The organism is Roseateles sp. P5_E8 (assembly GCF_054177665.1).
Window position 1 is genome coordinate 1 of record NZ_JBGCUM010000072.1, and the last position, 21530, is coordinate 21530.

Here is a 21530-nt window from a genome sequence, read left to right on the forward strand (position 1 = left end):
CCACGTCCAGCGTGCGGCAGGCCGGCAGCACGCCGCGCATGGGCACGCTGCCGGGCGTGGGCTTGAGGCCGACGAGGTGGTTGAAGCCGGCGGGCACGCGGCCGGAGCCGGCGGTGTCGGTGCCCAGGGCCAGCGGCACCAGGCCGCGCGCCACCACCGAGGCCGAGCCCGAGCTGGAGCCGCCGCTCACATAGGCGGGCGCGAAGCTGTTGGGCACCTCGCCATAGGGCGAGCGCGTGCCGACCAGGCCGGTGGCGAACTGGTCGAGGTTGGTCTTGCCGATGACGATGGCGCCGGCCGCCTGCAGGCGCTGCACGCAGGTGGCCGAGTGCTCGGGCAGCTCGGCGAAGGCCGGGCAGGCGGCGGTGGTGGGCATGCCGGCGACGTCGATGTTGTCCTTCACGGCCAGCGGCACGCCCCACAAAGGCGTGGCCGGCCCGCGTGGCGCAAGTGCAGCGAGTTGCGTGGTTAGCTGTTCGGGCGTGCAGCGGTGGATCCAGGCGGTGTCGGCCCGGTCAAGGCTTGCCAGCAGGCCGGCCAGCAGCGTTTGCGGATCGGCGCCTGCGGCGTAGGCGGCCTGCCAGTCGGCGACGGTGTGCAGGGTCGTCATGCGTGGCCTTCCTCATGACCTTTGCCGCCCATGAATTCGCCAAGCGACTGGCGCGTGGCCTCGGCGGCCGGCACGTCGTGCACGATGCGGCCTTCGCTCATGACGACGATGCGATCCGCCAGGGACAGCAGCTCGTCCAGGTCTTCGCTGACCAGCAACACGGCCGCACCCCGGTTGCGCGCGGCCATCAGGCGGCCGTGGATCTCGGCGACGGCGGCGAAGTCCAGCCCGAAGACGGGGTTGCTGACCAGCAGCAGCTCGGCCTCGCCGGCCAGCTCGCGGGCCAGCACGGCGCGCTGCACATTGCCGCCCGACAGCGTGCGGATGGCGGCGCGCTCACCCTGCGTCTTGACGCCGTACTCGGCAATCCACGCCCGCGCCCGCTCGCGCAGCGCGCCCCAGCGCACCAGGCCGCCGCGCGCCCAGGGCGCCTCATCAAAGCTGCGCAGCGCCATGTTCTGCGCCACGCTCAGCGGGCCGACGCAGGCATTGCCCAGCGGCTCCTCGGGCAGGCTGCGCACCTTGCGGGCGCGGTTCTCGGCGCGGCGGGCCAGGAAGGCCTCACCGTCCACCGTCACGCGGCCGGCCAAGCGCGCCCGCTGGCCGACCAGGGCCTGCATCAGCTCGCGCTGGCCGTTGCCGCTGACGCCGGCGATGCCGACGATYTCGCCGCGCCGCACGCTCAAGCCCAAGTCGCGCACGGCGGGTTCGCCACGGTCGCCCATCACGTCCAGGCCGGTGATGGCCAGCTTGACCTCGCCCGGCGCGCGCGCCTCGCGCACCCACTTGGTTTCGGTCACCGCGCCGCTGTGGCTCTCACCCACCATCGCGGCGGCCAGGCTGTCGGGCGTGCAGTCAGCCACGGCGCCGGTGGCGGCCAGCGCGCCCTTGCGCAGCACGCTGACGTCGTCGGCATAGGCCATCACCTCGCGGAACTTGTGCGTGATCATCAGCACCGAGCAGGTCAGTGCATGGGCCTGGTCGCGCAGCGCGCCGAGCACCTCGTCGGCTTCCTGCGGCGTCAGCACCGAGGTGGGCTCGTCCAGGATCAGCAGGCGCGGCTTCAGGAACAGCTGCTTGAGGATCTCCAGCTTCTGCTTCTCGCCGGCCGACAGCTCGCTGGGCCGCGCATCCAGCGGCAGGCGGAACGGCGTCGTGCTCATGAAGGCGTCCAGCTCGGCGCGGGCGGCCTTCCAGTCCACCACCATGGGCAGCTTGCCGCGCGCCAGCAGCAGGTTCTCGGCGACGGTCATGCCGGGCACGACGGTGAAGTGCTGGTAGACCATGCCCAGACCCAGGTCGCGGGCCGCAACGGGCGAGTTGATCTCGCGCTCGCGGCCGTCCACCAGCACTGCGCCTTCCGTGGGCCGGTGGTAGCCGACGATGGCCTTCACCAGCGTGCTCTTGCCGGCGCCGTTCTCGCCCAGCAGCGCGTGCACGGTGCCGGGCCGCACGGTGATGGAGACGTCGTCCAGCGCCGTGAAGCTGCCGAAGCGCTTGGTGAGGCGGTAGGTCTCGAGATGCAGGGCGTGCATGAAGAAGGCCTCCTCAGAGCGGCGCCAGCAGGTCCAGCACGGCCTGCGAGTCGGCCACCGCGCCGAACACGCCGCCCTGCATCAGGATCATGTTCAGCGCGGCCGCGTGGTTGCCGGGGTCGGTGGCGCCGGTGCAGTCGGACAGCATCAGGCACTCGAAGCCGCGGTCGTTGGCCTCGCGCATGGTCGTGTGCACGCACACGTCGGTCGTGATGCCGGTCAGGATGAGGTTGCGGATGCCGCGCGTGTGCAGCACCAGCTCCAGGTCGGTGGCGCAGAAGCTGCCCTTGCCGGGCTTGTCGATGATGGGCTCGCCGGCGACGGGATAGAGCTCGGGAATGATGTCCCAGCCCGGTTCGCCGCGCACGAGGATGCGGCCGCAGGGCCCGGCGTCGCCGATGCCGCGGCCCTCGGTGCCGATCTGCCGCGAGCGCCACAGCTTGTTGGCGGGCAGGTCGGACAGGTCGGGGCGGTGGCCCTCGCGGGTGTGGATGACGTGCATGCCGACGCGGCGCGCGGCGGCCAGCAGCACCTTGAGCGGCTCGATGGGCGCGCGCGTCATGGACAGGTCGTAGCCCATCTTGTCGACGTAGCCACCGATGCCGCAGAAGTCGGTCTGCATGTCGATGATGACCAACGCCGTGTTGCTCGGGCTGATGTTGCCGTCGAAGGGCCAGGCATAGGGCCGGGAGTGCAGGGTAGGCATGGGGTTTCCTTTCTGGTCAACGTGAGACGCCAAGCTCGGCCGGCGCGCCCTTCAGCGACTGGCTGGTCGAGCAGGTGGCCACGAGAATCACCAGCGTCAGCACATAGGGCACGGCGTTGAACAGGTAGTAGCCGCCGCTCACGCCCACGCTCTGCAGCGCCGGGCCTATGGCCACCGCGCCGCCGAACAGCAGCGCCGCGCCCAGGCAGCGCCAGGGGTGCCAGCGCGCAAAGATGACGAGGGCCACGGCGATCAACCCCTGGCCGCTGGACAGGCCTTCGTTCCAGCTGCCCGGGTAGTAGAGCGACAGCGACGCGCCGCCCAGCCCGGCAATCGCGCCGCCCGCCGTTGTGGCCGCGATGCGCACCGCGTTGACCGAGTAGCCCAGCGCCCGCGCGGCATCGCTGCTGTCGCCGGCCATGCGCACCACCAGGCCCCAGCGGGTGTTCTTGAAACCCCAGGCCAGCAGCGCCGCCAGCGCCACGCCGATGGGGAAGAGGGCGTTGACCGACAAGGCCGTCTGCACGGCCGACGAGTCGCTCCAGGCGCCCAGTGGCAGCGACGGGATCTGCGGCGCCTGCGGCTGGATCAGCGGCTTGCCCAGGTAGAACGCCAGGCCCGTGCCCAACAGCATCAGCGCGATGCCGGTGGCGATGTCGGACACGCGCGGCAGCGAGCACAGCAGGCCGTGCAGCAGCGCCAGTAGCGCGCCGGCAGCGCAGGCCGCCAGCACGCCCAGCCACGGCGAGCCGCCCAGGTAGGCGCCGCCAAAGCCGGCCATGGCGCCGAAGACGAGCACGCCTTCCAGGCCGAGGTTGATGCGGCCGCTCTTCTCGGTCAGGCACTCGCCGAGGCTGACGAAGAGGAAGGGCGTGCCCACCCGCAGCGCGCCGCCGATGACGGCGAGCAGCAGGTCGGGGATGGAAGTCAGTTCAAGACTCATGCCGCTCCCTGAACGGTTGCGAGTGGGGCTGCGGAAGCGGGCCGCTTGGCCACGGCGCGCGGCGCAAACAGCCGCCCGCGCAAGGCCTCGGCCGCCAGGATGAAGACGAAGGCAAAGCCCTGCAGCACCAGCACCGAGGCGTCGGGCAGGTCCAGCCGGCGCTGCAGCAGGCTGCCGGCCGCCGCAAAGCCGCCGAACAGCACCGCCACTGGCGGGATGGCCCAGGGGTTGTGGCGAGCCACGAAGCTGACCAGGATGCCCGTGTAGCCCAGCCCGGCGATCACCGAGGCATTGGCCGCCGTGTGCACGGCCGCCACCTCGATGGCACCGGCCAGCCCCGCCGCCGCGCCACCCAGGGCACAGGCCAGCAGGATGATGCGGTCGGTGGGCAGGCCCACCAGGCGCGCGGTGCGGGCATTGCCGCCCACCACGCGCATCGCAAAGCCCGAGGCGCTGAAGCTCAGCCAGGCGCCACAGGCCACGCACACCAGCACGCCGATGACCAGGCCCCAGTGCACGTCGCCCAGCCACGATTCCATGGCCGCGTCGCCCATGATGGGGCCGATGCGAATGCCTTCGGCCAGTGGGTGGGTGGACGGCTTGTTCAGGCTCGCCGGATCCCGCATTGGCCCTTCGACGAAGTGCTTGAACAGCGCGATGGCGATGTAGGAAAGCAGCAGGCTGGAGATGGTCTCGTTGACGCCCCGCCACTGGCGCAACCAGCCGGACAGCATCACCCAGCCGCCACCCATCAGCGCCCCGGCCAGCAGCACCATGGCGCTGCCGAGCACGTTGGCGGGCGGCCCGAAGAGATAGGGCAGGCCGGCGCAGCCCAGGGCGCCCAGCACCAGCGCGCCCTCACCGCCGATCATCGTCAGCCCGGCCTGCGCCGGCAGCGCCACGGCCAGTGCCGTGAGCATCAGCGGCGCGGCGCGCAGGAGAGTGTTTTGCCAGGAGAAGGCATCGCCAAAGGCGCCCAGGAACAGCAGCTTCCAGGCCTCCACCGGGTCCGTGCCACCCAGCCACACGAACACGCCAAACAGCAGCAGCGCGGCTGTCAGCGCGAAGACGGGCAGCAGCAGGGCTTCGGCGAAGCCTTGCGCTCGTGAGGTGGCGACCATGGCGGCGGCTCCTGGTGCGGGAAGGAGGGCGGGGTCAGACCTTGCCGATGACGCCTTCGACCAGGTAGGCCATGCTTTCCAGCTCCATGTCCGTCTGCTTGAGCACCTTGCCCGCCGGGATCACCACCTTGCCGGTGTTGTCCTTCAGCTCGCCCTTGAAGATGTCGAAGCTGCCCGCGAGCATCTGGGCGCGGATGGCCTCGGCCTGCTTGCGCGCGCCTTCGGGCACCGAGCTGCCATAGGGGCTGCTCTTGACGAAGCCGTCCTTGAGGCCGCCGCGCACGAAGTTCGGGTGCGGCTTGCCGGTTTGCGCGGCTTCGATGATCTGCTTGTACGCGGTGATCCAGTTCCACTCGGCGCCCGTCAGGTAGGCCTGCGGCGCCAGCTTGGCCTGGCTGGCGTGGTAGCCGCAGACGAACTTGCCGCGCTTGGCGGCTGTCTCGACGATGACCTTGGGCCCGTCGACGTGCATGGTGAACACATCCACGCCCTGGTCGGCCAGGCTGTTGGTGGCCTCGGCCTCCTTGACCGGCATGCTCCAGTCGCCGGTGAAGATCGCCGTCGTCGTGATGGCCGGGTTGACGCTCCGTGCGCCCATCGTGAAGGCGTTGATGTTGCGCAGCACCTGCGGGATGGGCTTGGCGGCGATGAAGCCGAGCTTCTTGCTCTTGGTCGCGTGCGCCGCGATGACGCCGTTCAGGTACTGCGCCTCGTCGATGTAGCCGAAGAAGCTGCCGGCGTTCTTCGGGTGCTTGGCCGCGTTCCAGAGCCCGCCGCAGTGCGCGAAGCGCACGGCCGGGTACTTGGGCGCCAGGGCCAGGATGTGCGGGTCGAAGTAGCCGAACGAGGTCGGGAACAGCAGGCCCGCGCCGTCCTGGGCAATCATGCCCTGCATGGTCTTCTGCACCGAGTTGGTCTCGGGGACGTTCTCCTCCTCAACCACCTTGAGGCCCGGCATCTTCTTGACCAACGCTGCGGCCTCGGCATGCGCCTGGTTGTAGCCGTAGTCGTCCCGCGGGCCGACGTAGATGAAGCCCACCGTCAAGGGTTTCTGGGCCAGTGCCAGCCCACTCCACCCGGCGGTCATCACCCCCGCCCCGGCAGCCCCCGCGCTGCTCAGCCAATCCCGGCGGTTCCACTGCGATCGCGTCATCTCGACTCTCCTCAGGTTGTTCGGCCACGACATGCGCCCGGCTGCGTGCTGGACGGTGTTCAGGCTGGTATACAAGCAGAGGTCGTGCCAGCTCGCCCGCTCCGAGAGGCTGGGTTGAAGCGCACTCGGGCGGTGCGAAAACGGGGCTCAGTGGCGCGAATCGGGGCACGTGGGCACGATCCGGGCCTCAGCCCGGCGCGTCGCCCAGACCGCCCCGCTCAGGCCGTTGCCGGGGGATCGGTTGAAGCGCGTCTGGCTCTTTGCGGCGGTCGTCCGGGAAGCGGATTCGCAAGTGGAAGCGGGCGCCGTTGCGGGTCAGGCAGGGTGGCTTCTTCGCCAATGTCGTCCCATACGCAATTCCCAATCGGCTGGCGGAGAGCCGGTCATCCGCGCGCGGGTTTCCGACTCTTCACCAGAAGCAATACAACGGATGGCTGCACTCCGGTTGCTAGGTCCTGCGCGCCGCTACGCCGGAAACGCTTGTAGCGGCTTTCCCTTAGCACTGGTCATGGCTGGTGTGCGCGCGACGTTCATCACCCAATTGACCATCGTGAAATAGCCAATGAGCGTGGTGAGTTCGACGACGCTCTGCTCACCGAACGTCGCGAGCGCCGCGGCGTAAGTGGGGTCGCTCACGCCATGCGTGTGCAGCAGCTCGTGGGCGAAGTCGAGGGCCAGCTCTTCGTCGGCTTGCAGTCCCTTGGAGCGGGCCCCCAGCCGCAACGACTCCACTGCGTCGGCATTGACGCCTGCCTGCACCGCCAATGGCGCGTGCATCAGCCCCTCGAATTGGTTTCCCTCGTGGCGTGCGGTGGCGCAGATGACGAGCTCGCGCACGCGCGCATCGATCGCGCTCCCAAAGCGAAGGAACTCGCCGACCTTGGCAACGCGGTCCAGCAAATCCGGGCTGCGCAGCAGCGGCAGGAAGGGGCCATAGACGCCTTTGCGCGGCCCGTCGATGAGCGCCTGTGCCGCGACGCGCTGTGCGTCGTTCATTGCATCGGCAGCGGGCATAGGCAGGCGCTCGCGAGCGTGCGCGGCAAATCCTTGTTCAGTGGGCATGGGAAGTCTCCGTTGACAGGCGAGGGGCGCGCGACTCGCGCAAGAGCCACGCAGCGGTTGCAAAGAGCGACGCTGCCGCGACCTGCAACGCGATGTCCAGGCCGTTCGTGCGCAGCGACGGGACGTTGAGCAGCAAGGCCGACGTCACAGGACCAGCAATCTGCCCGATGGCAAACGCTGCGGTCATGCGGCCGATCGCGCTGCGTGGGTCTCCTTGGGTACGGGCGCGCGCGACCTGCACGCCTGCGAGCGTGACGATCATGAAGGTGCCGCCGACCAGCAGCGCCGACAGCAGGATGACAAAGCCATGGGTCCACAGGCTGGGTAGCAGCGTCCCAACGCCCATCAACGCCTGGCAGACAGCCCACACTTCAATGTGCGGTCGCCGTTCCAGCCACCGGCCGGCGAGGATGGTGGAGACTGCGGCGATGCCACCGAACACCGGCCATGCCAGGCCGAACGAGGCAGGGTCGTCGACCACGTTACGTGCGAGCACAGGCAGGAAGGTGGCCGGCAGGATGTAGCCAAAGCCCATGACGCCATAGCAGAACATGAGGCCCCACGAGACACCAGCGCCGGACCCGGGCGTGGCTGGCGCTGGTGGTGCAGGCGCCTGGACTTGGCGCAGCACGAACACGACGGGCAGCGACAGCACCAGCGCCAGCAGCGCAAGCTGCAGCCACAGTGTGACCGCGGCGACGTTGGCCACGCCGGCCGCCCATCCGTGCAGTCCGGCGAGCGCGATTCCGGCGCCGACCCCTGCATAGACCCAGCTGGCCGTCTGCGATTTGCCCGCCTGACCTAATGTCCCCAGGCACCACACGGCAGTCGCGACGAACACCCAGGCAGAAGCCATGCCCGCAAGGAAGCGCCATGTGCCCCAATACCCTACGGCCCACGCCCCCGGCCATGCCATGGCCGCCGTGAGCACGACCGTCAGCACCAGGCCCAGCAGCGCTAGCTGGGTGGCGCGGCCTGGCAGCTTTCGGGCGGTCAGCGCGCCCGCGAGGTATCCGAGATAGTTGGCGGCCGCGATCCAGCCTCCGGCAGCCACGTCCAACTGGCCCTCGCGAATCATCAGCGGCAGCACCGGCGTGAACGCAAAGCGGCCGATGCCCATCGCGACCGCCAGCGACAGCGCACCCGCGATGCACAACGCGAAGGTCGACGGGGCGCGGGCTGCGGTTGTCATGGCTGTGCAGTAGACCGAGAATCGGTCCCAGCGACAAATGAATATTCCTGAGCAACCATTCTTTCCATGAGAAGCATCGACCTGGACTCGCTGGAGATCTTTCGTGCCGTTGCTCAGGAAGGCGGCGTGATCCGCGCCGCGCAGAAGTTGAACCGCGTGCAGTCGAACGTGACCACGCGTGTGAAGCAGCTCGAGCAGCGCCTAGGCTGCCCGCTGTTCCGCCGGCAGGGCCGCGGGCTGGTGCTTTCGCCCGAGGGTGAGCGGCTGCTGGCCTATGCGCATCGGCTGTTTCGCCTGGCCGACGAGGCCGAAAGCGAGTTGCGCAGCGGCAAGCCCACAGGCGTGCTGCGTCTCGGCTCGCTGGAGAGCACGGCGGGCAGCCGGCTCGCGCCCATCCTGTCGCGCTTCCACACGCTGTACCCCGACGTGGTGGTGGAACTGGCCACCGGCACCACCGGCGCCCTGGTGCAGCGGGTGTCCAGCTTCGAACTGGACGCGGCGTTTGTATCGCAGCCCTTCACGGCACCCAGCCTCAATGCGATGAAGGTGTTCGAGGAAGAGCTGGTGTGCATCACCGCGCGTGGTGTTCCGCTGGTCACGCGCGCATCGGACCTCGCAGGCATGACCTTGATCGCCTTCGCTGAAGGCTGCTCGTACCGCAAGCGCATGCAAGACTGGCTGGGTGCGTCGTCGGTGATGCCTGCGCGCACGCTGGAGTTTTCGTCATACCAGGCGATGGTGGCCTGCGTGGCGGCCGGCACCGGATTCGCGCTCGTGCCGAAGTCGCTGCTGGCGACACTCACGTCGTCACAAGAGGTGCAGCAGCATGAAGTGCCAGCGAAGTTGCGCAGGAATGTCACGCATCTGGTGTGGCACGGGCTGGCGATGACGGCTCTGACGAAGCTCCAGGAGCTGCTGTGACCCGCTGCGAACCCCGCTGAGGGGCGACGTTCTTCTGGCGCTTCCGATGCTCTGGCGGGCACTCGCACTCGCCCCTGGGAAGCACAAAAGGAGCGGTCAGAAAGGGCCGGAGGGCCGGACGGAGGGGCGGCGTTGGAAGCGCCGGTCAAGCGTCAAGGTGGAACCCCTCAAAGACCGCTGGTATACACGCCATCTTCATGCGCCGGCAACAGCGTCTGTGTCGGAAAGGCCAGGTAAACAAAGGAACCGACACAGCGCGTCCACGCGGTACTGGCGGCCTATTTGGTCGACAGCACCAGCACCGTCACTGAATACGGCGCGAAGCTGTAGTTGAACTGCTTGCCGAGCCCGCTCGCCTTGCTCGTCACCGGCACCACCTTGGTCGGCTCGGCGATGGTGTTGGTGTCTTCCTTGTGCGTCGAGCGCAGTACGATTGCCTCGCCTTCGGCCGCCACCTTGACGGCGCCGGCCAGGTCGACCTGCACCGTCTGCGCGTTGCCGATCGCGTTGACGACCTTCAGGTAGATCTCGCCGCGCTGGTCCGACTTGGTCGCCGAGAAAAACATCGTCGGCACCTGCCTGGCCGGCGGCACGTCCTGCGGCGTCTCCTTCTTGGCCTCTTGCTGCCAGGTTTGCATGCTGACCTTCTCGGCATGCACCGGCAGCGAAACATTGCCCAGATAGTTGCTGAACATCTTTTGCGCGTAGTACGACGGCGAACCGTAGCTGGACTGCGCGTTGTAGCCGATCAGGTTGTACTGCCACTGCATGCCGCCCGGGTTCACGTTCACAAACAGCGGCGCGTAGCAGGACATCTCGACGATGTCGGCATTGCGCTCCATGCCTGCCATGAAGGCGGCATCGGCCAGTGCGGCGTGCAGGTTGGTGGTCGGCGAGCCTTCTTGTCCGGCCCATTCGCCGATAAAGACCTTCGGCCCGCTGCGCGCATAACTGTCGTAGCGCGCGGCGTCGTTCATCATCTCCATCGGGTTGTAGTAGTAATGCTCGTCGATCAGGTCGGGCACCCGGCTGGACAACTTCTGTTGCTGGCCCAACCAGTCCTTGCCGTTGACCGTGGAGATCAGTTTGATCTTCGGGTACTTCTTCCTGATGGCGTCGTGGAACTGGGTGTAGCGGCCGTCGTAGGTCTTGTTCTTCTCGAAGCCATCCTCGTTGCCGATCTCGACATAACGCAGCTTGAACGGCGCCGGATGGCCGTCCTTGGCGCGCTTCGCGCCCCACTTCGTGCTCACGTCGCCGGTCACATATTCGATCTCGTCGAGCGCGTCCTGGACGAAGGGCTGCAGTTCCTTGCCGACCGGGACGGACTCGCCGTTGAGCGCGTAGCCGGCGAACACCGCCAGCACCGGCTCGGCCTTCATGTCCTCGCACCACAGGAGAAATTCGAGCAGCCCCATGCCGTCGGTAGAGCGGTAGCCCCAGGTGCCGGGATTGCCTGGACGCTGCTCGATCGGGCCCAGCGTTTCCTTCCACTTGAAGCGGTTCGTCACGCTGCCGCCTTCGACATAGTTCCCGCCGGGGAAGCGCAGGAAGCCCGGCTTCATATCGATCATCTTTTGCATCAGGTCGGGCCGGAGGCCGTTCGGCCGGTCCTTGTGGGTCGGCGGGAACAGCGACACCAGGTTGAACCACACCTTGCCCGGACTTTCGGTGGCAAGCACCAGGCGCGCGTCGGCGGTCGGCTTGACGTTCGCACCGGTGGCGAGGGTGACGCTGTAGCGCTTCCACCCACCGTCGATGCGGCCGCCTTCGGCCTGGGCGTAGACGGTCTTGCCGTCGACACCTTCAATGCTGATGGTCAGCGGCACGCCGGCGGCGCCGGACGTTTTGGCGTAAAAGCTGGCGCGGTAGCTGGTGTTCGGCGTGACCGGAATGCCCCAGTAGCCAGCATTGGCGATACCGACACGGTGACCCGGCGAAGCGTTCTCGGCGTCGATCCGCAGACTGGTCGTCAGGGCGGTGCCGGCGACCGGGTAACGCTCGTCGAGCGCCATCGCGGCGCTACCGCCGGCGTCTTGCACCAGCGACCAGTGTTCCGGCGTGGAGCCGTGATTCTTGAAGGCGCGATTACGCGCCAGTTCCGCATACAGGCCGCCATCGTAGGAAAAGTTGATCTCCTCAGTCATCAAACCGTACAGGGTCGGGCTGACCGGCAGGCCGGGCTTGGCGAGGTCGATCCGGACGGTGGTCTGCGCCATCGCCAGCGGGGCGATCAGTGCGACCAGCGACAGCAGGCGCCGGGCGCGGAAGCGGCTTTGCACGACGGCGGCGGCGGAAACGTGCCGCCGCGAGCGGCGGGAAAGTTTTGGTGTCATACCTTGTTTTGATGAAAGAGGTTGATGTCGTGGACCGCGTTAGTCACAGCTTGCGCGGTTCGCATCGCCGGCCGGCATGCCCAAGACGATGCCGCTACCCCGCGCTCATGCAGGCCAGGCCTTCTTGGTGCGTCGTCGAAGCTCGTGGCCTCAGCGTCGTTGTGCTTTTTTGGTATTACCAGAGTATCGCACTTTAAAAAAGTGGTCATACCAAAATAACAGCCCGTGACAGCCGGCATACAGCGATGCATTGCGACCGCTGCACCAAGCTTGAGCGACATGTGGTTCGGATCGTGACCCTTGCCGTAGGCGTTGCAGATCGGACGTTTTTGGACCATTCCGTGCCTGCTCGTGGCGTGAGGATTAGATGAACGGACGCCGGTCGAGCGTCAATTTCAATGGCCGCTCCGTGTGCAGCAGGCCGGGAAGGGTCTGCTGGAGTTCAGCCAGGGCACCCATGACTCCGTTCAGTGCGTGAAGGTCCTGGAAGGCCAGCGGCTGGTGCAGCACCCGCTGCATCAACTGACCGACGTAGCGTCGGGCGAATTGCTGCAGCTCAACCAGCACCTCCGCGTACCGGTACCCGCATTGGCGCACCGACCGCGTGAGGACATAGAGCCAGTCCAGCTCCGCGAAACCGGCACCTTGTCCCAACTGCGGGTACAAGCGCTCGCGATAGACGCGCAGAGCGGTGTCGATGAGGGCTTCCGGGCGCGGAATGGGCTGCCGCAGGGCGGTGTGATTGAAGAGGTAGTGAAAGGCTGCGGCGAGCGCGTCGAACGCAGGTGCGCCGGTCGGATTTTGCGTGGACTGGAGACTGCCTTTGCGCCAAAGACCCGTGGCGGGATCCTGCTCGCGTGCCAGCCAGGCGAAGTAGCGCTCATGCAGAGATGCCGAAGCGTCTCCAGCGATCACCAGGGCAGCGAAGGCGCCGGCACCGGCGTGCGAAGCTGGCCACGGATGCTGCCAGTCCAGACCTTCAAGCAAGCCCTCGATCGCACCGGCATCGTTGAGGGAGCGCAAGGCTTTCAGCGGATGCAGCGCACCAGCGTCAAAGAGTTCCAGCGCCGCCAGCACATAGGCGGTGGCGTGGGTGGCGCTGTGGTTGGCATCTGCAAAGAGTCCGGTTTCGGCCGACTGGCCGCTGCGCAGGTAGCGCACATAGGCTTCGCGTTCGGCCTGCTCGCGCGGGAAGTGGCCGACCGTGTAGAGGATGCAGGCAGCCGCGGCGCTGCCATAGCTGCGCGGCTCGGCACCGGCGGGGCGCTGCTTGGCCAGGTCGCCGAGGAATCGGCTGCATTGGCCTCGTTGAACTGTGGCCTGCCTCACTGCGTTGAGGGCCGCGTCGACGATGGGTTGTATGTCCATGGACCCAGCCGAGGCAGGCGCCGCAGTTGATGCGGTCGCTTGGCTGCCTGCGTACATGGCCATGGAGAACCCGACCGCACGGGTCAGACACTGGCGGCGGGATGCCAGCGCGGCGGCCGAAGCGCCGACGATGCGGGTCGGATTCATGGCGTATGGGCCGCGTGTCGGAAAGGCATCAGTTCGCCGCCGCGATAGCTTCGGCCGCGAGGTCGCCGTACGAGCTGAAAACGTTCGTGTGGGTCGTCGCTGCCAGCCCCGCCCTCAGGCATGCATCTGCGACGTCGTGCGGCACGTCTGCGACGGCAATGCCGCCGACCACCTTGCCGGCGTAGTGCAATGGCATTGAGCCCGCATGAGCGTTCCATCTTTCTGGCGCGGATTCGATGGCGGCCTTGAAGGCTGGGTCCGAAAGAACCCGCGGCTCCATCACCGAGCCGGGCAGGTCATGAAAGGCGGCGGTCGCGGCTTTTCTAGGCGCCGCTACGGGGGACCTGCTGGCGCCATCGGCTCTCACGACGACCTTCGTGACGCCTTTTGAATCAACGACGCTCAGGCTGGGACGCACTCCCCGGTTCTCACACGCGCTGAGAACCGACCTGGCCATTTCGAGTGCGTGCTGCAGAGTGATTTCCTGGGCGCTCAAATGGTGAGAACAAGCCAGCGTCAGCAGTGCCATCGGGAACTTGAAGCATTTCATGGGATAGGGTCCTGTGTGACTTGCCCGGCTGGCTAAAAGGAGCCCCCGGCACGGAGCCGGGGGCCAGAACTTCTCCGCGGGGTACCGCCTCGAAGACCTGCACCAGGAAGTTGCAGGAAAACCGTGTGAGCAATGCCTGTTCGGAGGGTTTCGATCTCCTGTGCCGCGGCACAAGAACCTCATGACGAGCCATGCATGAGGGTCTGCGGACTGGCCATTCAGGGTTTGGGGCTGCTGACCGTGGCTGGGTCATAAGCCAAGTCGACCATGGCCTGGCGCTCGGCCATGACGCGCTCCCAGCGTGACAGGCGCTCGGCATCGTTGCCTTCAGGCTTCGGCAGCAGGGCGATGGGCAGACGGACGGGGCCGGGCGGGTCGCGTCGCGGCTCGGCGATGGGCAGCTTCGTGACGGGCCGGCCCAGGTTCATCACCTCGGTGCCGGCGAGGAGCAAGCCGCCGGTGCCGTAAAGCTCGTGATCGTCGGCGCCAGACGGTTCCGGCTGATCGCCGGCGCGTTGGGCGTAGCCGAGCAAGCCGTTGGGCTGGATCAGCCGCGCCAGGCCTGCCCAGGCGCGCGTGACGCGGGGCAGGTAGGCCTGACGGTCAAGCAGCCCATGGTTGACCCCCCAGGCCATCGCATAGGTGTAGAAGGCCGACCCGGTGGACTCGGCGCCCGACGGATCCTGATCGTCGAGCAGGCTCGTGGTCCAGAGCCCGTCGTTGCGCTGCAGCTGCGCAACGCTGGCCATCATGGTCTGGAAGACCTGGACGTAGCGCGGGCGCGTGGGCCAGCTTTCCGGCATAGTGTCGAGCAGGCGCGCCAGTCCCGCCACGACCCAGCCATTGCCGCGACCCCAGAACATCGGCTTGCCATTGCGCGTCTTGCGCGTGAAGAAGCGCTCGTCCCGGAAGAACAGGCCGTGCTCCTTGGACCACAGCCGGTCGTAGGTTCGCCACCATTGCACGTCCATGGCCTGGAGGTAGCGCGGATCGTTCGTCTGCGCAGACATGCGGGCGTAGACGGGTGGCGCCATGAAGAGCGCATCGCACCACCACCACACCAGTTGGTTGGGCGCGGGTTGCACCTGGAGGTGCGGCAGCGTCCAGTCCAGGCGCTGCCGCAGCGGCGCGATCTCGCCGGGCTCACCACTGCGAGCAGACAGCTCCTGGTAGACCTCGCCGATGGCGATGTTGTCCGCGTCCAGCATGTTGCGGGGTGACCAGGCGCCGAGCAGGCCGAAGTTGAAATGCTCTGCCACGTTGCGGACATAGGCTCGCGGGCCGGGTTCGTCGGACACGCGGGCGAGTCGGCCCAGGCCGACGAGGAAAGCCGCGGAGATCCAGTTGGCCGACACGACGCCGCGCCCTCTGCGTGCAGGCACATGGAGCGGCGTCTCGGAGAGCCGCGCGATTTCCGCAGCGGCGCTGTTCTCCAGCAACTTCAGCACTCGCGGCGCATCAGGAACTGCGGTCGGATCGAAGCGCAGGTCAGCCGCGACGAGGGCGTTCGTGCGCAACGCGACGGACTTTGACGTCTGAGCCGCTGTGATCAGCGGCACCGCCAGCAGGATTGAAGTCAGGACCAGCCGGAAGCTCCGGCTGCTTGCGGAATAGCGAGACATCTCTGTGTGTGAGGTTGCCGTCACGCAGGCCGGCGGGCGGCTGCGTGAACGGTCGGAATCAGGCGCCGTGGGCAACGTTGCCCACGGCTGGGCCAGCCAGACTTCGGCTGGAAAGGGCCTGCGGCCGCAACCCCTGCCTGGGGGGCACGGGGGTTTGCCGCGCGGCCTGGCAGGAAACCCGGCCGCCGGCCGGGTCGGCATCTTCCGATGCCGAACTTCCTCAGARCTTGTACGACATGCCTGCGCCGAACGTGCGGCCGAAGTGGGCGTACAGCCACGTGTCGTCACGCTGGCTGTCGCGGCCATAACGCAGCGGCTGATCCGTCAGGTTCGCGGCTTCGACGGTCAGCTTCAACTTGGGCGTCACGTTGTACGACGCCGAAAAGTCGATGTTGGTCGAAGCGTTCACGAACGAGACGTCGTGGCCGTTCACATCGCCCAGCACGTTGATCAGGTACTTGGACCGATACGCGGCGGAGACACGCGCGCTGAACTTGCTGTCCTCGTAGTAGAAGGTCAAGTTGCGCGCATCAGGCGACATGCCCACCAGGTTGGCGTTGATCGACAGTTGCGGCAGCGTCGGCGTGGCGGTGCGGGTGATGTAGTTGATGGTCGACTTCACGTGCGTGACGTTCGCCAGCAGGCCGAAGTTGCTCCATACGCCCGGCAGGAAGCTGAACGGCAGCTGCAGGTTGGCCTCATAGCCGGTCAATGGGCCGCCCGGCGTGTTGGCGGCGCGGCCGACCGTCACGATGGACGAGGGCAGCGTGGGGCAGGTCGGATTGGTGCCGGTGATGGTGCAGGTGCCGCCGCCCGTCAGCAAGCCGTCGGGCAGGCCAAGTGAGCTGTAGGCGACGCGCTCGCTGACACGCTGGATGTAGCTGTCGATCTTCTTGTGGAAGATGCCCAGCGACACCAGCGAGTTCTTGGCAAAGTACCACTCGGCCTGCAGGTCGAAGGTCTTGGCGCGGACGGGGTTCAGCTCCGGGGCACCGATGCTGACCGTCTGCGCATTGGTGTTGACGGAGGCCGTGGGCGCCAGGTCCGCGTACTCGGGGCGCGACAGCGTCTTGCTGGCCGAGAAGCGCAGGTAGACGTCCTTAGGCAGCTGCGCGGTCAGGTTGAAGGAGGGCAGGGTGTCGCGGTAGGTCTTGTCGAAAGACACCGGCTGCAGCGCGCCGTTGACGTTCACGAGCGCAGACGCGTTGGCCTTCGTCTCGGCGGTGCGTACACCGACGTTGCCGCGCAGCACGATCGGACCGACGTCGTAGTTGAAATCGGCCGCCAGATAGGCCGCGTTGATCTTTTCCTGGATCGTGCGGTTGGACTGGCCCAGCGTGTTCAGCTGCGAGCCCGGAACGGCAGCGCAGTGGCATTCGATGTCCCACACCTGGCGGAACTTGTCGAGGTCGACAGCCACCCACTGGTTGGGATAGCCCGAGCCTTCCAGTCCCTTGCCGAAGTTGGAAATCATCCGTGTCACGCTGGCCATCTGGAACCCCGCCGGATTGGCCAGGCCGTTCTGCGTGCCGGAGCTGATCTCGAAGTTGTCCCAGGTGTTCTTGCGCGACGACAGGCCGCTGCGCAGCGTGATGTTGTCGCTGACTTCCCAACTGCCGCCCACGGCGTTGGTGCGCAGGTTGTTGCCGGTGTTCAGGACCCGGCCCACGAAACCGCCGCGGACGGTGCCGTCCGCAAGGGTTGGCGCGAACGAGAAGTTGGCCGGGTTGGCCACGTCGACGCCGAAGGTCAGGTTCGGCACGTTGCGGTTCTGGCGGAAGTCGAACGAGAAGCCGTTGGCGTTGGGCGAGTCCAGTTGCACCGTGGCACGCATGGGCGAGTTCAGCCGGCTGTTCGAAATGCCGGTCATGAAATCAAGCTTGATGGTGTCGGTCAGCTTGTGCGTGACGTTCAGCGCGTGCTGGCGGAACGCCGTGTTGTTGACGTCGATCAGGCCTTCGGAGCGCACGTCCACGCCGTTGAACTTGCCGTACTCCCAGCTGCCGTTGCTGTTGAAGGAGGCTTCGGTGATGGAGGTCTGCGGCTTGCCGTTGGAGGCCAGCGGGCGGCCGAAGGAGATGGCCGAGATGTAGTTGTCGTAGCGGTTGTTGTCGAACTTGCCGCCGAGCAGGTCGAGGCTGACTTCAGTTGCTTCCGACGGCTTCCACTGCAGGCCCGCCGTCACGCCCAGGCGCTCGTACTCGGCGACAGAGCGGCGATAGCGCGGGATGCGCGGATGGAAGGCGCCGCTGCCTGCGGCAGGCGTGGCGACGGTGCCCCCGAAGTTGTCGGTGCGGCCGAACACGTCTTGATAGGCGGCCAAGTTCGACGTGCGGGGCAGGTTGACGCCGCAGTTGTTGGCGTCGATGCCCTTCACGGCGTTGTTGGCCGGGTTCTGAGGCGTGAAGCCCACGGGGGAGCAGAAGCCCGAGCCGCCGTCGCTGGCGGGCAGAAGTTCGACGGCTTCATAGCCTTCTTCCGTGGCGCTGCGCTTGGACCAGGCGCCGGACACAAGGAAGCCGATCTTGCCGATGTCGGTCTGTGCGCTGGTCGTGAACAGGGCTGACAGGCGAGGCGCCGAGCTGCGGGCCAGGGTGTTGTAGTTGGTCTGCGCGCCGAAGGTGAGCGTCTGGTTGCGGAAGTCGAAGGGGCGCGCGCTGCGCAGGTCGACGGTGGCGCCGAGCGAGCCTTCCTCGACGTCGGCCTGTGAGGTCTTGCGAACAGACAGGCTGTTGAAGAGTTCGGAAGCGAAGACGGAGAAGTCGAAGGCGCGGCTGCGGTTGGTGCTGCCATTGATGTCGGACGCGCCGGTGGCCGAGATGGCTTCGATGCCGTTGATGCGCACGCGTGTGAAGCCGGCGTTCAGGCCGCGCACGGTGATCTGCTTGCCTTCGCCGCCGTCGCCTCTGGCGAGGGCCACGCCGGGCACGCGCTGAAGCGACTCCGCGAGGTTGGCATCGGGAAACTTGGAGACGTCTTCAGCCTTGATGACATCGACGAGACCATCGGCGTTTTTCTTCAGATTGAGCGCGCTATTCAGGCTGGCGCGAAAGCCGGTCACGACGACGGCGTCCAGCTTGTTTGGGTCTTCCTGGGCCATCGATCCACTGGCAAGGGCAGCGCTCGCAATCGCGATCAGGCTCTTGCGCAGCTTCTGTTCGCCGCCATTGCGTTGAAGTTTCTTCATTCGATCTCCGTTGGTTGTTTCTCTGGTGCCTTGTCCGGCTGCGCGAATGGTCGTCGTACAACATGCGCGAATCAAGGGTGCTTGGAGAAACGCTCACCGTGTTGCGCGCAGCAACGCCCGTATTGCCGAAAACCMGCATGAATGCTGGGAGAAACCGCTACGCGCTCATAACGAGCGTCGTTTCCATGTTGTGGTCTGCGAGGCCCGTCTCTCGCGCAAATAGTCATACTTTTCGTACGATGTCGTACAACATAACGTGGCCTTGCCTTCATCGCCCTCTATGTCACGATCAAGGCAACGCGCGGCCTGCCTGACATCAGGCTGGGCAGTTAGCACTTGAAGCCAGGCGGTCCCAGCAGCGCTTCAGTCGAGTCAGCGCGTAGCGGTGAGCTGCAATCGCCCGGGCTGCAGCCCTTGGCTCGTCACTTCGACGGTGAAGTCTCCCGCGCCAGCCCCTCGAACCAGCGCCACGGCATGCCCGCCGTAGGCCGCGCGGTCAGGCGACCCGAAGGTGTTGTGGTCTATCGACGAGGCGTTGTCCGTCGCCAGCAGTTTGGCCGCGCCGCGCACCGAGAAGCGCAGCAGGTTGGCGGCACCCGGGACGGTCACGCCGTTGGCATCGACGACACGTGCGCGCACATAGGCCAGGTCGTCAAAGGACGATCCGACCTGGGACTTGTCCGATTGCAGTTCGATGCGGACCGCGGGGCCCGCCGTGCGCAGGCTGGCGGACAAGCCGTTCGCGTCCGGGTCACGGCAGACGGCGCGAACGTCGCCTGGTTCGTAGGTCACCGCCCAGCGGCGCGCAGAGGCATCCTCATTGATCGGCTTGACGCCCAGGGACTTGCCATTCAGGAAGGCCTCGACCTGCTGGCAGTTGCTGTAGACCTCGATGGTCTCGGGATGCGGCGAGGCGTCCTGCGGCGTCCAGTCGGCGAAGAGGGCGACCTTGGGGCGGGGCGTCGCGACGGCGATCATCGTTGGCAGCACGGGCTGGTTGGGGCCGCCGGCGCCATCGGTGGCCGGTCCGGCTGCGGCGGGGTCGGCATTGCGCACGACGTGCAGTGTGGGCTGTTCGGACCACCAGCTCTCGCGTTGCATGCCGATGATCTTCTGGCGGCCGGTTCGGTCCAGCAGGCCGGCGGGGTTCTGGACATTGGGCCAGCCCGAGCGATTGGCTTCGCCGAGATAGTCCACCCCCGTCCACAGAAACATGCCTGCAAAAGGCGCGTAGTCCCGCACGGGCACCCAGTTGACACGGTTGTGGCCGTTCTCGGTGCCGACGATGCTGCGTTTGGCGTTCTGCTTGCTGGCGGCGATAAGTTCGTTCTCGCGGTAGTTCTGGCCGACGACGTCCAGCATGTCGGCGAAGCCGTTGTCATAGTCCTTGGTGACGTTGGGCCGGAACAGGCCCATGGTCACGGGCCGAGTCGGGTCGTTCGCATGGATGATGTTGAGGATGCTGCGCAGGGCCGCCTTGGCCTGGACCGGATACGCCGTGTCGTGGATCTCGTTGCCGGCGCTCCACAGGACGATGCTGGGATGGTTGCGGTCGCGGCGCACCATGTCCAGCGTGTCGCGCTTGTGCCAGTCGCCGAAGAACAGGTGATAGTCCTCCGGCGTCTTGCCGACGTTCCACTGGTCAAAAAGCTCGTCCATCACCAGCAGGCCGAGTTCGTCGGTCAGGTCCAGGAACTCGGGGCTCGGCACGTTGTGCGCAGTGCGTATGGCGTTCACGCCCTGCGCCTTCAGTGCGCCCAGGCGTTGCCGCCAGACATCCAGCGGAACGGCCGCACCAACGGCACCGCCGTCGTGGTGCAAGGCGACGCCCTTGAGCTTGAAGTTGCGGCCGTTCAACCAGAAGCCGGTGGCCGGGTCGAAGCGCGCCTCGCGCAGGCCGAAGACCACGGTTTCGTCGTCCTGCACCTGGCCGTCGGCGCCGAGCACGCGGATGGTGGCGCGGTAGCGCGCGGGGCTGTTGATGTCCCAGCGCTGCGGCTTGGGCAACTCGACGGTGGCGCGCAGGATGTCGGTGCGTCCGGCAGCAAGCTCCACCGCAGCCGGCGTTATGCGCGCGACCTCGCGTTGGTCGGGGCCGGTGATGACGATCTCCAGCCGGGCCGCGGCCTTCTGCGCGGTGTCGTTGCGGACGTCGGTAGCAATGGACAGCGTCGCCTTGTCCGCGGCGATGGCCGTCGCATAGACGAAGGCGCCGCCCTGAGGGATGTGGATGTCGCCGGTCTCGATCAGGCGGACGTGTCGGTAGATGCCCGAGCCGTTGTACCAGCGCGAGGACGGCGCCGCCGACGTGTCGGCCCTGACCGCGAGCACGTTGGCGCCGTCGGCGCGCAGGTGCCGGGTGATGTCGTAGCGCTGGCTGACATAGCCCATGGGCCGGTGGCCGACGTGATGGCCGTTCAGCCACACACCGCTGCGCTCCATGATGCCGTCGAACTCGATGAAGTAGCGGCGTCCCGGCCGCGGCTTGACGTCCAGCGTCCTGCGGTACCAGGCCACGCCCGTCGGCAGGAAGCCGTTCTCACCGCCCGCCTTGGCGTCGGGATCGAAGGGGCCGGCGATGGCCCAGTCGTGCGGCACCGATACCACTTGCCAGGCAGCGTCGATAAAGACCCGCGTCTCGGCGCCTTCAGGATCGGCCTGGATGAAGCGCCAGTCGTGCGGCAAGGGCGTCACGACTCTCGGCGCGGCAAGCGCGGCCGGGGCAGCCAGCCCCAGGCAGGTGATCCAGCCGATGGCTCGCCACAGTGCTCCGGCGATGCCGCGCCTGTGGAGCGATGCCACGCTTCCCATCAGTGTGTTGCGCATGACGTTCATCGTTGCAATTCCCCGGCGGGTTGGTCCAGCAGTTGGATGGAGGTGGCAGGCCCGAGGTTGGGCGATACCCACTCTCTGAGAGCCCAGGCGATCTTCTTGTCGGGCGTGATCTCCAACACCTGCACGGTGCCGGGCCACTGGGCCGGCTTCAGACTGCCGGCCACCCAGTTGGCAAGCACGGTGTTTCCGTTAGCAAGGCGCGACACCTCCTGGACATTGCGCAGGTCGTATCCAGCCTGCGC

16 protein-coding genes are annotated in these 21530 nt (G+C 67.0%); 1 reads left to right on the forward strand and 15 read right to left on the reverse strand.

Annotation, left to right across the window (positions count from 1 at the left end; all coding sequences use genetic code 11):
• From ACXRVZ_RS24900 to ACXRVZ_RS24935, 8 genes are all read right to left on the reverse strand, one after another.
• A partial coding sequence (locus tag ACXRVZ_RS24900; RefSeq protein ID WP_458232959.1) for an amidase family protein occupies positions 1-610 on the reverse strand: 610 nt, incomplete at its 3' end.
• Complete coding sequence (locus ACXRVZ_RS24905; protein WP_457425501.1) at positions 607-2145, reverse strand: ABC transporter ATP-binding protein; 1539 nt, start codon at positions 2143-2145, stop codon at positions 607-609. The genes ACXRVZ_RS24905 and ACXRVZ_RS24900, both read right to left, overlap by 4 nt.
• Positions 2146-2158: 13 nt before the next feature.
• Entirely contained in the window at positions 2159-2851 is a 693-nt protein-coding gene (gene biuH, locus ACXRVZ_RS24910; protein ID WP_457425499.1) for a biuret amidohydrolase, read from the reverse strand.
• Positions 2852-2867: 16 nt separating this feature from the next.
• Complete coding sequence (locus ACXRVZ_RS24915; RefSeq protein ID WP_457425497.1) at positions 2868-3794, reverse strand: ABC transporter permease; 927 nt, start codon at positions 3792-3794, stop codon at positions 2868-2870.
• Positions 3791-4915, reverse strand: a complete 1125-nt coding sequence (locus ACXRVZ_RS24920) for an ABC transporter permease (RefSeq protein ID WP_457425495.1) — start codon at positions 4913-4915, stop codon at positions 3791-3793. The genes ACXRVZ_RS24915 and ACXRVZ_RS24920 overlap by 4 nt, the downstream gene beginning before the upstream one ends.
• A gap of 34 nt (positions 4916-4949) precedes the next feature.
• Complete coding sequence (locus tag ACXRVZ_RS24925; protein ID WP_457425493.1) at positions 4950-6068, reverse strand: BMP family ABC transporter substrate-binding protein; 1119 nt, start codon at positions 6066-6068, stop codon at positions 4950-4952.
• Between the two features lie 465 nt (positions 6069-6533).
• On the reverse strand, positions 6534-7130 hold the full coding sequence (locus ACXRVZ_RS24930; RefSeq protein WP_457425491.1) for a carboxymuconolactone decarboxylase family protein: 597 nt from the start codon (positions 7128-7130) through the stop codon (positions 6534-6536).
• On the reverse strand, positions 7120-8322 hold the full coding sequence (locus ACXRVZ_RS24935; protein WP_457425489.1) for a YbfB/YjiJ family MFS transporter: 1203 nt from the start codon (positions 8320-8322) through the stop codon (positions 7120-7122). The genes ACXRVZ_RS24930 and ACXRVZ_RS24935 overlap by 11 nt, the downstream gene beginning before the upstream one ends.
• Positions 8323-8388: 66 nt before the next feature.
• Here ACXRVZ_RS24935 and ACXRVZ_RS24940 point away from each other — a divergent pair, with 66 nt between their 5' ends.
• The gene (locus ACXRVZ_RS24940) at positions 8389-9243 is read left to right on the forward strand and encodes a LysR substrate-binding domain-containing protein (RefSeq protein WP_458232960.1); all 855 of its coding nucleotides are present in this window, start codon (positions 8389-8391) and stop codon (positions 9241-9243) included.
• A gap of 278 nt (positions 9244-9521) precedes the next feature.
• On the opposite strand, the gene ACXRVZ_RS24945 is transcribed toward ACXRVZ_RS24940, so the two are convergent.
• The 7 genes from ACXRVZ_RS24945 to ACXRVZ_RS24975 form a co-directional block, all read right to left on the reverse strand.
• Positions 9522-11579: an alpha-L-arabinofuranosidase C-terminal domain-containing protein gene (locus ACXRVZ_RS24945; RefSeq protein ID WP_457428080.1), complete on the reverse strand. Its 2058-nt coding sequence runs from the start codon at positions 11577-11579 to the stop codon at positions 9522-9524.
• 363 nt (positions 11580-11942) lie between these two features.
• A complete protein-coding gene (locus ACXRVZ_RS24950) occupies positions 11943-13094 on the reverse strand; it encodes a hypothetical protein (RefSeq protein WP_457428082.1) in 1152 nt (383 codons plus the stop codon).
• Positions 13095-13122: 28 nt separating this feature from the next.
• On the reverse strand, positions 13123-13644 hold the full coding sequence (locus tag ACXRVZ_RS24955; protein ID WP_457428084.1) for a heme-binding protein: 522 nt from the start codon (positions 13642-13644) through the stop codon (positions 13123-13125).
• A 218-nt stretch (positions 13645-13862) separates the two neighbouring features.
• Positions 13863-15266 (reverse strand): glycoside hydrolase family 88/105 protein, encoded by a 1404-nt coding sequence (locus ACXRVZ_RS24960; RefSeq protein WP_458232961.1) that lies wholly within the window; start codon positions 15264-15266, stop codon positions 13863-13865.
• A 220-nt stretch (positions 15267-15486) separates the two neighbouring features.
• Complete coding sequence (locus ACXRVZ_RS24965) at positions 15487-18453, reverse strand: TonB-dependent receptor (RefSeq protein ID WP_458232962.1); 2967 nt, start codon at positions 18451-18453, stop codon at positions 15487-15489.
• A 372-nt stretch (positions 18454-18825) separates the two neighbouring features.
• Positions 18826-21279 carry a glycoside hydrolase family 2 TIM barrel-domain containing protein gene (locus ACXRVZ_RS24970; protein WP_457428092.1) on the reverse strand — a complete coding sequence of 818 codons (2454 nt, stop codon included), beginning with the start codon at positions 21277-21279 and terminating at the stop codon, positions 18826-18828.
• Positions 21280-21284: 5 nt separating this feature from the next.
• A partial coding sequence (locus ACXRVZ_RS24975; protein ID WP_458232963.1) for a hypothetical protein occupies positions 21285-21530 on the reverse strand: 246 nt, incomplete at its 5' end.